Raw genomic sequence first — 14,844 nt, 5'->3', positions numbered from 1 at the left:
CATCCAGGGAGTATTCCTTACCCGGAACCAAACCCTCGTAGGAAACCTGGTCCACAATCTTGGCACCAGCAACAACTTCCTTCGAACCATTCTCGAAGTCCGCGTTCGTAGAAACAATCGCGTTCTTGTGGGAGGTTACGGTCTGGTTCTTGTCGTTGATGTCCTTGTGCTCAGCGATGTCGTTCGGGTTCTCCGGAGTGGTATCCGGGGTGTCCTCACCCTTGTCGTTGACGTCGGTGGAGGTCAGTTCCTCGAACGCTACCGCAGCCTCAACCGGCTTCTTCACATCGTCAGAAACAGTGATCTCAACCTTGGCCTGACCATTAGCGGACTCAGGCTTAACAGTAGCCGCGCCCTTGCCCAGAACGGTCTTGCCACCCTCCTTGGAAATCAGCTCAGCATTGAGCTTGTATTCCTTACCCGGAATCAGGTTGAAGTAATCGACGGTGTCGAAGACCGTAGCACCAGCAACAACTTCCTTGGAGCCGTCTGCAAAGTCCGCATTGGTGGAAATGCGCGGCTTGGAGGTTACAGTCTGGGCCTTGTCGTTAATGTCATCGTGCTTGGCGATGTCATTCGGGGTGTCCTCGTCGGTCGGCTCATCGTCGCCGTTTTCGTTGACCTCGGTGGAGGTCAAGTACTCGAACGCAACAGCTGCCTGGACCGGCTTGGTCACATCATCGTTAACGGTGATCTCAACTTCGACCTCACCGTTAGCAGTCTCCGGAGTGAACTTCACTGGCTCCTTAGACTCACCGACTACAGACTTGTCAGCCTTGTTATGCAGCTCGGCATTCAGGGTGTATTCCTTATTCGGAACCAAGTTGTGGAACTCAACGGTGTCGTTGACCTTAGCGCCAGCGATTACCTCGTGGGAATCATCTCCGAACTCAGCCTTGGTGAAGATCTCCGGAGTCTTCTCCTCAGATGGCTCACCTGGCTCGTCCGGCTTCGCCGGAGTGGTCGAACCGCAATCCGAAGGCTTATCGGACTCAGAAGTCTCGGAAGCTTCAGAGGACGTGGTCTCTACAGACTCGGACTCAGAAGGCTCACTGGATTCAGACTCAGACGGTTCCTCAGACTCGGAAGGCTGTTCGCTCTCAGAGTTACCCGGCTCCTCAGACTCGCAGGTCTCGCTAGTCGTCGGGGTAGAGGAATCCTCAGAGGAGGAAGGCGTAGAGGTTTCTACCTCGCCACCGTGACCAGGCTTATCCGGAATCTCCTCGGTAGAGGTGGTGGTCTCCGGAGTGGTGGTCTCGGAAGGCTTGTCAGAATTTACAGTCTGATCCTCGTCCTCGATATTGGTGTGCTCGGCGATGTCATTCTTCTCACCAGTGGTGGAATCCTCGCCGTCCTTGTTAACAGCAGTGGAGGTCAGGTACTCGAAAGCAACTGCCTCATCAACAGCCTCGGTAACACCCTCATCAACAGTGATCTCTACCTTCTCCGTGCCCTTGGAGGTCTTCGGTACGAAGGTCTTCTTACCGTGGCCGATTACCGGGTAGTCACCGGTGGTCTCATCCTTGACCTTGGAACGCAGCTCTGCATTCAGAGTGTATTCCTTGCCAGCAACCAGGTCGTTGTACTCGACGGTATCGGTAATGACGGTGCCAGCCTTGATCTCATCGCCCTCGGCCTTCTCAGCCTTGGTGCCGATGGATGGCTCCATCTCGGAGATTACGGTCTGCTTCTCATCGTCGATGTCACGGTGATCGGTAATCTTCTTCTCTTCATCAGAGTTCGGAGTTTCCTTACCGTTCTCATCGACCTGCTTGGAGTAGAGGTCCTCGAATGCGACGGCTGCCTTAATGACGCCCTTAACATCGTCGTTGACCTTGATGTCAACGACCTGCTCACCGGCAGACTTCTCCGGGGTGAAGGTTACATCGCCCTTGCCGACGACCTCGTGCTCACCCTTGTCATTCTGAGCCTTGTTATGCAGCTCAGCCTTCAGGGTGTATTCCTTACCCGGCACCAAGTCGGTGTACTCAACGGTGTCCTTGACGGTAACGCCAGCCTTTACCTGGGCAGCCTTGTCAAAGTCAGCCTTGGTCTTGATAGACGGGTTCCACTCGGTGTTAACGGTCTGCGCCTCATCATCAATATCCTCGTGGGTCTCGATGAGGTTTCCGTCCTCAGAATCGTTCGGGGCGTCCTTGCCGTTCTCGTCCACCTCGTGGGAGTACAGCTTCTCGAAGGCAACCGCAGCGTCAACAGCAGGATCTGCCTTCTCGTTGACGGTGATCTCAACCTGCTGTTCACCGGCGGACTCCTTCGGAGTCAGTTCCGCAGAGCCTTCACCCAGTTCGGTCTTGCCATCTGCCTTGGAGATCAGCTTTGCCTTCAGGGTGTACTTCTTACCCGGAACAAGGTCCTTATACGTCACAGTGTCAATAACCGTGGCGCCCTTCTCTACACGATTGCCATCCTTGATCTTGGCCTCCGTGCGGATCTCAGGGTTCCACTTGGTATTGACGGTCTGCGCCCCATCATCAATGTCCTCGTGGGTCTTGATGAGGTTGCCGTCCTCAGAATCGTTCGGAGCGTCGTTGCCGTTCTCATCCACCTCGTGGGAGTACAGCTTCTCATAAGCAACGGCTGCAGCAACAGGGTTCTTCACACTGTCATCGACATTGATCTTTACCTCAACATCGCCAGACTCACCCTTAGCTTCAAAGGTCTTAGAACCGGTACCAAGAATAGCGTGCTCGCCGTTCTCGTCAGCAGCCTTGTTACGCAGCTCAGCCTTCAGGGTGTACTTCTTACCCTGAACAAGGCCCTCGTAGTGAACCTTGTCCTTAACGGTGGCGCCAGCAACAACCTGCTGCTTATCACCATCAAAGGAAGCCTTGGTGCCAATCTTTGGCTCGAGATTCTTCTCCTGCTTTTCCGTAGTTGGAGTCGGGTCAGGGTTAGGTACTACATCAGTAGTCGTACCCGGAGTCGGCTCGTCACTATCCTTCGTAGTGGTTTCCTCAGGAGAGGTCGGTTCAGTAGTGGAATCCTTAGGAGTGGTCTCCTCAGTATTGGACGGCTCAGAATCGGTAGTCGTCTCGCTAGAAGAAGTCTCCTCCTCCGGATTCTCAGAGGTAGTCTCTTCGGTCGTGTTCTTCTCAGTATCTGGATTCTCTGGAGAAGTAGTCGGCTCTTCAGAGCCACCACCATTGTCAGGCAAACCAGGCTGATCTACAGGAACAACGCGCTGAGGGAAACCTGAAGCCGACTTTGGCGGGTGAATTACCGTTATAAATGCGGAGTCAGGAGCGGCTGGAATCACCACTGACTCATCACGAGAATACTTAGGCGGATCAAAATCACTGACAATTTTGTAACCAGTCAGCTGACGAAATTCCTCAACGGTTTCTGGACCTCCGCCGTTTCCACCATTAAACCCTGGATACCAAGCGCCACCATAATTATTGCCGTAACTGTAATCACGTCCGGTAATAGTAGATGCAGCTGCAGCACGTCCGGATGTAGTTCGCCCCACAAGTGCCGTCAGGTAGACGGAATACTTTGACGCAGCAACTTTATCCCCGCTTTTGACTGCCTTCTTGAGTTCAGTTCCTACGTTGATAACTGCGTTCCGATAGTCCTGGTCACTATCGTCCCGTGAAGCCATCCCCTCGTCCCGGATAATCGGCAACTTCTTCGCGTAGCTCTGGGAGTAAAGGACGCCTTTTTGATTCATCGGGATGGGAGAGGTTGGATCTATACACCAGCCCCAACCCGCATCATTGTCAGCATTCGCGATATTGTTTGTGCCCGCCGGTTTACCCGCCCACACCAACGGACCCCAGCTATCATCAACACCTTTACTTGCAATCAGATCCCTATTGCCCAAATCTGTATTTGGACCATAGTCCGTAGGCTCAGCAGCCTCCGCCTTGCCACCCGGAACGGTGACCATGGCCGCGATTACCGCAATTGCAGCAAGCACTGCGGTAAAGACCATCCACCCCTCTCGGGATATGTTTCTTAATTTACTCATTCTTTCCTCTTCGAGCGGTACAAATACTTACATTCGTTTTCCTGCACAGCGAGTGTTTTCGCTGAACAGAACCTGAAATTGAGACTTGAACACACTGCGGTTAATCAGGGTTTTGAACCCGAATCTGGATTAACTCTTATCGTGCTCTCAGGATAATATCACGGGAAAATTTAAGGCGCCAGCCAGAAAGCTTTAGAAAACTGCACGTTATGCAGGATTTCTAATTCCTTAACCGCAGGTAGATGTACTTATTTTCACGGGCAACCTAGTGTTAAATACATATGTTCGACGACCGCTAGGCATATTCTAAGATTAAAGACCCAAACCGATAGCTTAACCAATACTAAGATTGGATTTAACGAGACCCGTGTAAACACTTCTGTACGCTGCGTTTTATCTAATTTCATGCAAATTCAAGGGAGGCGATTTGCATACAATTTCATCGCATCACTCCGGAATTATCCATAGAAAGTTGGTGTTGCAGGTGTGACTGGAGAACATTTCCTACGGGTGCGCAAACGTTCGATGTATCAAAAATGTCGTAAACATTAACCCTATTGCCATTCATCTCTAAGAAGGGATGTGTGAGCAAAAACTCTGCCTAGGGTCGTCACAATCACACTCAGAAACCTCGAACAGGGAGTGAGGGAGAATTGGGCAAAGAAAAATCCGCACGGGCGTCGGCAAGCGGATGCTTTACCGAGGCCGCAGTGCGGATCCTGGAATAAATTAGGCCTTAGAGAACGGCAGTAACCCGGTAGCCCTTCTCCTGCAGGAGCTGGGAAACTGCCTCGAAAGTATCGCCATCCTTATCCGGGTTGTAGGTCTCCGGGTTCAGGGCAATATTGGCGGTGTTGCCCTCGTAGCGGACGCTGATGAAGTCGTAGCCGGCTTCGGCATGGGCGGCGTCGATAAGCGCCTGCACGTCATCGTCGTTGCCCTGCTCAGCAACGGCAACCTGCTCCTGCTCAGGTGCCGGCGCAGCCTCCTGTGCCGGGGTGCCCAGGCCGAAGAATCCCATAATGGTGGCAAGCAGGCCGCTCACAAGCTTGATGATCATTGAAGTAACTCCCTGTGTGGTAATGCGCGGGAATAGGGCCCGCTATGGCTGAAAACTCTCTGTACTTAAAGCAGACTTAACTTTAGCTTAGTATCGGGTTACGTTCAACAGGGAAAGCCTTAATTCACCATGCCATGGTCTTGTGGGCGATTAAGGGACGCTGAAACACCACAGCGCCCGTGCTCCGTCTCAATGACGGGACCCGGGCGCTTTTTGCTTGGTGAGGGCTAGCTCCCCTAGGGGGACGGGGAGCTAGTTAGGGAATAGGGACCTTAGCTGCCTACTTGGAGGAGCTGGAAGAACCAGCACTCGGGGAGCAGGCATTAGCCACCAAGCCCAGAGCCAGCGCACCAGCAGCAGCCAGTGCAATGCCACCGCCGACGCGGCCCGCCTCAGACTTCTGAAGCATCAGGTTAATCTGGTTGGCCTGCTGAGCCAGCGGGCCATTGTAAATGCCCAGCTGCTTCTGCAGCGCAGTATTCTGCGCACCCAGCTGACGGTTGATGCCATCAATCTGAGCAGAAACCTGCTTTACCAGCGGGGAGAAGCCCGGAATATTCATCTGGGAAGCCAGACCAATCGGCAGCAGGAACAGCAGCGGGATGCCCACACCCGCAGCAGCCGGCGCACAGCGCTTCCAATCAACATTGGAAGAACCAGAAGACAGGCCCGGCAGAGCGGAACCGCCCGGTACGGTCGGAGCATCCTGGCCAGCGACAGTCACGGTTTCCTCGTTGCCATCCTGGTCCTTGACGGTGACCTTGTCGCCTTCCTTCAGGTCGACGCCCGGAGTTACGGACCACTTACCGTCCTTATCGGCGGTGATGGTCTTGGTGGTCTTCTTGCCGTCCTTATCCGTCACAGTGACGGAGACTTCGGTGCCCGGCTTAGCGGTACCGGTGATCTCCTTGTCACCTTCGGTGACCTTGTCGATGGAAGGCTTGGTAGCAGTGGCACCATCATCAGTCTTGGAACCGACAGTGGTGGTCTCCTTATTGCCATCCTGGTCAGTGACAACAACCTTGTCACCCTCCTTGACCGGCTCCTCCGGAGCAACAGTCCACTTACCATCATCATCGGCAGTGCCCTTGGACTCAGACTTCTTATTACCGTCCTTGTCCTCGACGGTGACAGTCACATCCGTGCCAGGCTTAGCCTCACCGGAAATATCCTTATCACCCTCGTTAACCGGGTCGATGGAAGGCTTAGTCGCCTCGGAGCCATCGTCAGTCTTAGAACCAACAGTGGTGGTCTCCTTATTGCCATCCTGGTCAGTGACAACAATCTTGTCACCCTCCTTCACCGGCTCCTCCGGGGTGACAGTCCACTTACCATCATCACCGGCAGTGTCCTTGGACTCAGACTTCTTATTTCCGTCCTTGTCCTCGACGGTGACAGTCACATCCGTGCCAGGCTTAGCCTCACCGGAAATATCCTTATCACCCTCGTTGACCGGGTCGATGGAAGGCTTGGTAGCAGTGGCACCATCATCAGTCTTGGAACCAACAGTGGTGGTCTCCTTATTGCCATCCTGGTCAGTGACAACAACCTTGTCACCCTCCTTGACCGGCTCCTCCGGAGCAACAGTCCACTTACCATCATCATCGGCAGTGCCCTTGGACTCAGACTTCTTATTACCGTCCTTGTCCTCGACGGTGACAGTCACATCCGAGCCAGGCTTAGCCTCACCAGAGATGTCCTTATCACCCTCGTTAACCGGATCGATAGAAGGCTTGGTGGTCTCTTCACCGTTGTCCTTACCCGGGAAGTCGCCCTTATCGAGCGGGTTGGTGCCGGCCTTGACTTCGTCGCCATCATTGACGCCGTCGCCATCGGTATCCGCCTCATTCGGGTTGGTACCGTTCTCAATCTCGGTACGGTCAGTCAGACCATCGCCATCGGAGTCAGCCTTGGCCGGATCCGTCGGCTCATTGTTGTACTTACCGTTTTCGGAACCATCCAGCTCCTGCTTATCGCTCAGGCCATCACCATCAGTGTCAGCCTTGAGAGGATCAGTACCCTTCTCCTTCTCCTCGCCGTCAGACAGACCATCGCCATCAGAATCGGAGTTCTTCGGATCGGTACCGTCTTCGACCTCCTGGCCGTCCTCAACACCATCATTGTCGGAATCGGCCTTCGTCGGATCAGTACCGTGTTCCTTCTCTTCGCCGTCGCTCAGGCCATCGCCATCGGTGTCAGCGTTATTCGGATCGGTTCCGTCGGCCTCCTCCTGCTCGTCGGTGACACCGTCGTTGTCGGAGTCCTTAGCCGGCTGCTCAGGAGTTTCCTCCTTCACGGTCGGGTTGGTACCGGCCTTAACTTCGTCACCATCGTTGACGCCGTCGCCATCGGTATCAGCCTTGTTCGGGTTGGTACCGATCTCAATCTCAGTACGGTCGGTCAGGCCGTCGTTGTCAGAGTCAGCCTTCGTCGGATCCGTCGGCTCATTGCCGTACTTACCGTTTTCGGAACCGTCGAGTTCTTTCTTATCGCTTAGGCCATCACCATCAGTGTCTGCCTTGAGCGGATCAGTACCCTTCTCCTTCTCATCGCCGTCAGACAGACCATCGCCATCAGAATCGGAGTTCTTCGGATCGGTACCGTCTTCGACCTCCTGGCCGTCCTCAACACCGTCATCGTCGGAATCGGCCTTCGTCGGATCAGTACCGTGTTCCTTCTCTTCACCGTCACTCAGGCCATCACCATCAGTGTCAGCTTTATTCGGATCGGTACCGTCAGCCTCCTCCTGCTCGTCGGTGACACCATCACCATCAGAGTCCTTTGCAGATTCATCAGATGGGTCAGTTGGGTCGGTGGGGGTAACACCAGTGTCCTCAGAGCCGTTATCATCCTGGCCCTTCTCGTGGCCGTTAACTGGAACCTCAACCGTGACAGGTTCATCCAGGGAAGGATCCTTAACAGTCACAGTGATCGGGCCGTCAACACGCTCACCTGGTGTAACGAGAATCTCTCCGGTTTTCGGATCAATCGTGGCAGGAATACTCTTACCGTCTTCGTCCTTGGCGGTGACAGTGGTCTTACCCGTCGGGTTCTCCACCTTCACACCGGTCGACTGCTCATCATCAGTCGGCTCGACGGTATTCGGTTTATCAGCACCATCGACAGAGACTTTCGGCTGCTCGGCAGCATCCTCGTCCTTAGCGGTCGGGTTGGTACCGGCCTTAACCTCATCGCCATCGTTAACGCCATCACCGTCGGTATCCGCCACGTTCGGGTCGGTACCGATCTCAATCTCGGTACGGTCAGTCAGACCATCACCATCGGAATCCGCCTTAGCCGGATCCGTCGGCTTGTTGTCGTACTTAGTGTTCTTAGAACCGTCGAGCTCTTCCTTATCACTCAGACCATCACCATCAGTGTCAGCCTTAGTCGGATCGGTGCCCTTCTCCTTTTCCTCAGAGTCACTCAGGCCATCACCATCAGAATCGGCCTTAGTCGGATCAGAGCCAAGTTCCTTTTCTTCACCGTCGTTCAGGCCGTCACCATCAGTATCAGCCTTCAGCGGATCAGTGCCATCGGCAACCTCGTCACCATCGTTGACACCGTCACCATCGGAATCGGCCTTCTTCGGATCAGTACCGTGTTCCTTCTCTTCGCCGTCGCTGAGGCCATCACCATCAGTGTCAGCCTTGTTCGGATCGGTTCCGTCGGCCTCCTCCTGCTCGTCGGTGACACCGTCGTTGTCGGAGTCCTTAGCCGGCTGCTCAGGAGTTTCCTCCTTCACGGTCGGATCAGTACCGGCCTTAACCTCGTCGCCATCGTTGACGCCGTCGCCATCGGTATCCGCCTCATTCGGGTTGGTACCGATCTCAATCTCAGTACGGTCAGTCAGACCATCGCCATCGGAGTCAGCCTTGGCCGGATCCGTCGGCTCATTGTTGTACTTACCGTTTTCGGAACCATCCAGCTCCTGCTTATCGCTCAGGCCATCACCATCAGTGTCAGCCTTGAGAGGATCAGTACCCTTCTCCTTCTCCTCGCCGTCAGACAGACCATCGCCATCAGAATCGGAGTTCTTCGGATCGGTACCGTCTTCGACCTCCTGGCCGTCCTCAACACCATCATTGTCGGAATCGGCCTTCGTCGGATCAGTACCGTGTTCCTTCTCTTCACCGTCACTCAGGCCATCACCATCAGTGTCAGCCTTGTTCGGATCGGTACCGTCAGCCTCCTCCTGCTCGTCGGTGACACCGTCGTTGTCGGAGTCCTTAGCCGGCTGCTCAGGAGTTTCCTCCTTCACAGTCGGGTTAGTCCCAGCCTCGACCTCGGCACCGTCATTGACGCCATCGCCATCGGTATCAGCCTTGTTCGGGTTGGTACCAATCTCAATCTCAGTACGGTCAGTCAGACCATCGCCATCGGAGTCAGCCTTGGCCGGATCCGTCGGCTCATTGTTGTACTTACCGTTTTCGGAACCATCCAGCTCCTGCTTATCGCTCAGGCCATCACCATCGGTATCCGCCTTGAGAGGATCAGTACCCTTCTCCTTCTCATCGCCATCGGACAGACCATCGCCATCGGTGTCAGCCTTCAGCGGATCAGTGCCATCGGCAACCTCGTCACCATCGTTGACACCATCACCATCGGTATCCGCCTTGAGAGGATCAGTACCCTTTTCCTTCTCTTCACCGTCGCTCAGGCCATCACCATCAGTGTCAGCCTTATTCGGATCAGTACCGTCAGCCTCCTCCTGCTCGTCGGTGACACCGTCATTGTCAGAATCCTTAGCCGGCTCCTCAGGAGTTTCATCCTTCACGGTCGGATCAGTACCGGCCTTAACCTCGTCGCCATCGTTGACGCCATCACCATCGGTGTCGGCCTTCTTCGGGTCGGTGCCCTTTTCAGCTTCTTCCTTGTCCGTCAGACCGTCGTTGTCAGAGTCTGCGGTGGCGTCCTTGACCACGAGCGGGAAGGTCTGAGTACCAGTGCTGTCACCATCGGTAACCTTCACGGTCACGTTGTAGACTGCCTCGCCATCGTCGGTCACCATGTCAGCGGTGTCCTTGTTGTAGGCAGGGATACCGGTAATTTTACCGTTCTTATCGATGGAGATACCCGCGGGGGCGTCGACAAGCTCATAGGTGGGGTTAGTCAAATCCGCACCGTCAGCCGTCTTGGCAGAAACCTGAATCGGATCGATTTCCTCATCAGACCAAGACTCTTGGCCTTGAATCTTGTCGACGACCAGATCCTGGGCAGTTGGCTTCTCATCACCCGCTGGGACCTGAACAACGATGGTGTCGGTGTGCTCTTCGCCATTGATAGTAGCGGTAACCGGCAGCTCGAAAACCTTAGCCGGAGCGCCCGGCTCTTGCTTCGGAACGGTAATGGTTGCAGCACCATTCTCATCGAAGGTCACCTCAGTGCCTTCAGGCGCATTAGCGGTATCTGCCTTGAACTCGGATCCCTCAGGAAGGGAATCCACAGGCTCACCGTTGAGAGTCAGCTTCGGAGAAACCTTAGAGGTTGCCTTATCGCCATCGACTTCCAAGTTCTCCAGTGCTGGATACTCAACGCCGTAGGTCTTATCGGCCTCTGGAGTCTCCGGATCCGGGGCTGTAGCAGCTGCGACAGTGGCGGTTGCAGCTTCCGACGGCTTCTTGCCGGCCTCGGTGGCAATAGCCTTAACCTCATCGTCTTCCTTCAGCTCTTCATCTGCAGGAATATCTGCAGTGAAGGTGCCTGGGTTATCCGGGTCCTCGGTGGCGGTAACCTCCGTGCCGGATGGCAGGGTGACCTTCACCTCGCTGCCGGCAGGAGCCTTGACGGTGACCTTGTTGTCACCGGCCTTCACTGGCTCGATGGACGGGGTCTCTGTCGCTTCCGTCGGGGCATCCGAGGTCGCCGTGAAAGCGCCACCCTTGGTGCGCTCACCATTCGGGGATTCCGCAACGAGGGTGTACTCCGTACCGTCCTCGAGCTCAAGCTTGCCGGATTTAAACTCGCCCTTTTCGATGGCGGCGGCGTCGTCAAGCGTTGCCACGTGGATAGCATCTGTAGCCTCATAGTTGAGGTTGCCGTCTGCGTCTTCGTTCAGCTTCTCAGTAGGAACTGCCACGATCTTGACCGGCGCGGCGTCGGCGTTGGTGACATCGAGCAGCGGGATATCCTTGCCCTGGGAGTCCTTATCCTGCTCACGCTTAATGGTGCCCGACAAAGATTCCGGCTGCGGCACGACGGTCTTCTCAGACGGCTGTGGGGCAGCGGGCTTGAAGGACTTCGGGTCCAGTGGATCGGTCTTGTCTGTCAGAACCTCGACGTCATCGCGAATGCCATCACCATCAGAGTCAGCCTCCGAAGGATCAGTACCCAAGTCGCGCTCATAGTCATCGGTGAGTCCATCCCCATCGGAATCTGCGATGTTGAGGTAATCGAACTTGATAGTGTTGTTCAGCAGCGTCGGCTCAGCGCCGCCGTCTTGCTTATCATCGTTAGGGAACGACTTCGGCCAAGCATCGGTAAAGTCAACGGAAATCCACGAACGGGTGTCAATGCGCTTTCCGTACGGAGAGTTGGCAAGGTTTTCAGCACCCTCTTCGAGCTGGTACTCGATGGTGTAGCTACCAGTGGCGCCAGCCGCGATACCCACGATATCGTCCATATTTGCCCACACTTGATCCTTGGTCTTAGCATCAATGCCGGGCTCGTGTGGCAGATAGGACAGCTCAGGACGCGTACCGGTGGTCGCCAACCCGGTTTCCTTATCAAAGTCCATCTTCCACTTCTTCGCACCCGACAGCGGATTGCCTTCCATGTCAGACTTGTAGACCGTGACGTCGGTAATGTGCTTGGCAACATCCGGGCTGATGTTCTCGTTGAGAATCCAGTTCCAGTAGCTGTTGCCACCGTAATTCCTCACCCCCATCGTGGCGGTGGTGGTGGACTTGATAGTCCGGTTCTCTTGGTCGTACTTCAGCTGCTTGGAGATACCTTTGTCGTAGATGTTCTCACCAGGCCCGGTAAACGTTTCCGACGGCACGCCCGTTTCATTAGCGAGCTTCTTTTGGTCAACGATGTTGACGTGCTGCACGGAGTTATTGGCGATTCGGCCGTCCTTGCGAACCCAGTAGTAGTCAACCTGCGAACCTTCTGCGGGGAGGTTGAGGCTTTCAATCTTCTGCCCATTTTTGAGGAAGATCTGAATGTAGGACGCATACGCCTTAGCAGCGGCACCAGGGAAGTTCGGCGTATCATCAAAATTCAGGCCCCACTCAGACCCATTCGGATCGCGCTTGGTAAACGAGCCCTGCGCATCGCCTTCTGTGCCGACCAATTCGATGCGAGCAATCTGGGAATACAGGGCCTCATCATGGAATCGGATGAACTGGTTATTCGCGTCCGTATCCCCCTTCGGAGTAGTGCCACCGTTCCAACCTGCCTTCCTCAGGTGGGGCACTTTAAAGACGTATTGCGGGTTATTCTGTTGCGCGTCGGTAAACTCGGGAATGAGTCCAACATAACGCACACCATCCGAGTCGCCGTTATCGTAAATGCGGCCAGTATCCGCCGGAATGTAGTTACCGTCTGCATCAGTAATTTCAGCAGCGGCGGCAACGGCAGCGGTTTGCGGCGCTACAACGGGGTGAACAAACGGGCCAACGAGGGCCACAGAGAGAGCGGCCGCGGCAACGGTAACGCCGCGGCGACGTACAGCAGTACGCTTAATTTCCTTCTTGTTCATGCCAAGAAGTCCTTTCCTTAGACACAAAGACATAAAAAGCCACGCGAGGTAGGCAAGCAGCTATGCACGAGGATGCCTCGCTTCTTTCCTCCAAGAAGCGGCAAGCAACCGAAAGCTCAACAAACAATGTAAGAAGTTAGGGAGAACCTACCGAGTAGCTCATGTGCGATAGTAGCCGGTTTCGAAAATTATGGTTAGCGTACTGTGAACTGAAAGTTCCTTTAAAGGATTCGCTGTCAACATCGTGAGTTTTTCAATACAGTTGAGCTGCAGAAAGAATGTTACTAATATTAACATCGCGGCGAATGTGAATTACCACACTTTAATATTTAAGCATGGCCACCCCTCTGCCGATAAATAAACATGCAGGTCAGTGCAAATTTTTTACTTAACCCTTTCCCAGATCACTCTCAGTCAAAACCTACATTGGTGTCAATTCAAAGCCCCTCCTCGCTTCCCTAAAAACTTCCGCAATTTCTTATGGTTCACAGGTTTTAGACAGGGATTGCAGAGAACAAACTAAGGGTCCCGCCACGCAGCACCAGCTGCGCGCGGGACCCTTACACCACGGCGGTAGGAATTACGCCTTACTGGTCCTCCATTACATCGTGGCGCACGATGGTCTGGTCGCGACCCGGACCAACGCCGATATAGGAGATACGGCAGCCAGACAGCTCTTCCAAGCGCAGGACATAATCCTGCGCCTTCTGCGGCAGCTCCTCAAAGGTGGAGCACTCCGTGATGTCCTCATCCCAGGCCGGCATGGTCTCGAAGATGGGCTCGGCGTGGTGGAATTCGGACTGGGTAAGCGGCAGCTCGTCGTAGCGCTTACCGTCGACGTCGTAAGCCACGCAGATCGGGATCTCGCCGATGCCGGTGAGAACGTCCAGCTTGGTCAGGAAGTAATCGGTAAAGCCGTTAACGCGGGTGGCATAGCGCGCCACAACGGAGTCATACCAACCACAACGGCGCTTGCGGCCGGTGTTCACACCAATCTCGCCGCCGGTGGTCTGCAGGTACTCGCCCCACTTATCAAAGAGCTCGGTGGGGAACGGGCCGGCACCCACGCGGGTGGTATAAGCCTTGATGATGCCCAGCGAGGTCTTGATGCGCGTTGGGCCAATGCCGGAACCAACGGAAGCGCCACCGGCGGTCGGGTTAGACGAGGTCACGAACGGGTAGGTGCCGTGGTCCACGTCGAGCATGGTGGCCTGGCCGCCCTCCATAAGCACGTGCTTGCCAGCTTCGAGGGCCTGGTTGAGCTCCAGCTCGGCGTCGATAACCATCGGGCGCAGGCGGTCGCGGTAGCTTAGGAAGTACTCCACAATCTGATCCGCCTCGATGGCCTTACGGTTGTACATCTTCACCAGCATCTGGTTCTTGATATCCAGCGCGGATTCCACCTTCTGGCGCAGGATAGACTCATCAAAGATGTCCTGCACGCGGATGCCAATGCGCGCAACCTTATCGGCGTAGGTCGGTCCAATGCCGCGGCCGGTGGTGCCGATAGCGCGCTTGCCCAGGAAGCGCTCCTGCACGCGGTCCAGGGTCTGGTGGTACGGCGCCACCAGGTGCGCGTTGGCGGAAATCTTCAGGCGCGAGGCGTTCGCGCCGCGGGCCTCAAGGCCATCAATCTCATCAAAGAGCGCCTCAAGGTTGATCACCACGCCATTGCCCAGCACCGGGGTGGCGTTCTCGGACAAAATGCCGGCCGGCAGGAGCTTCAGCTCGTATTTTTCGCCGCCTACCACGACGGTATGGCCGGCGTTATTACCGCCGTTCGGCTTGACCACGTAGTCAACCTTGCCGCCGAGGATGTCGGTCGCTTTGCCCTTGCCTTCGTCGCCCCACTGGGCGCCGACAATGACGATCGCTGCCATTGTTTAGTCACTTCCTCATTATTGAAGCCAAAATACTCTCCAACTTTACACTTTCCCGGCGCAAAAAGCCCGCGTAGCATTGACCGCATGCGTTTTTTGTTCCTCCGCTGCGGCGCCCCGGGCGTAGCCATGCCTGCCGACGCCCACGATCTCTCCCCCATCCCTACCCGCAAAGAGCTCGCGCTTATCGACGCCTTCCTCAACCCCCTCC

Annotated in this window: 4 protein-coding genes; all 4 read right to left on the bottom strand. The window is 55.2% G+C overall.

All coding sequences use genetic code 11. From position 1 onward, the window contains the following. Window positions 1-3,955 (bottom strand): VaFE repeat-containing surface-anchored protein (locus MHK09_RS11220; RefSeq protein ID WP_250413580.1); only part of this gene is annotated, 3,955 nt, incomplete at its 3' end. A 772-nt stretch (window positions 3,956-4,727) separates the two neighbouring features. Next, complete coding sequence (locus MHK09_RS11215) at window positions 4,728-5,051, bottom strand: malonyl-CoA-ACP transacylase (RefSeq protein WP_250413579.1); 324 nt, start codon at window positions 5,049-5,051, stop codon at window positions 4,728-4,730. 280 nt (window positions 5,052-5,331) lie between these two features. Further along, window positions 5,332-12,753, bottom strand: a complete 7,422-nt coding sequence (locus MHK09_RS11210) for an Ig-like domain-containing protein (protein WP_250413578.1) — start codon at window positions 12,751-12,753, stop codon at window positions 5,332-5,334. 587 nt (window positions 12,754-13,340) lie between these two features. Then, complete coding sequence (locus tag MHK09_RS11205) at window positions 13,341-14,633, bottom strand: adenylosuccinate synthase (protein WP_179387036.1); 1,293 nt, start codon at window positions 14,631-14,633, stop codon at window positions 13,341-13,343. Window positions 14,634-14,844: the final 211 nt, after the last annotated feature.

Source organism: Corynebacterium tuberculostearicum (assembly GCF_022347235.1).
Taxonomy (GTDB): domain Bacteria; phylum Actinomycetota; class Actinomycetes; order Mycobacteriales; family Mycobacteriaceae; genus Corynebacterium; species Corynebacterium tuberculostearicum_F.
This window is presented reverse-complemented; position numbering and strand designations above follow the sequence as displayed.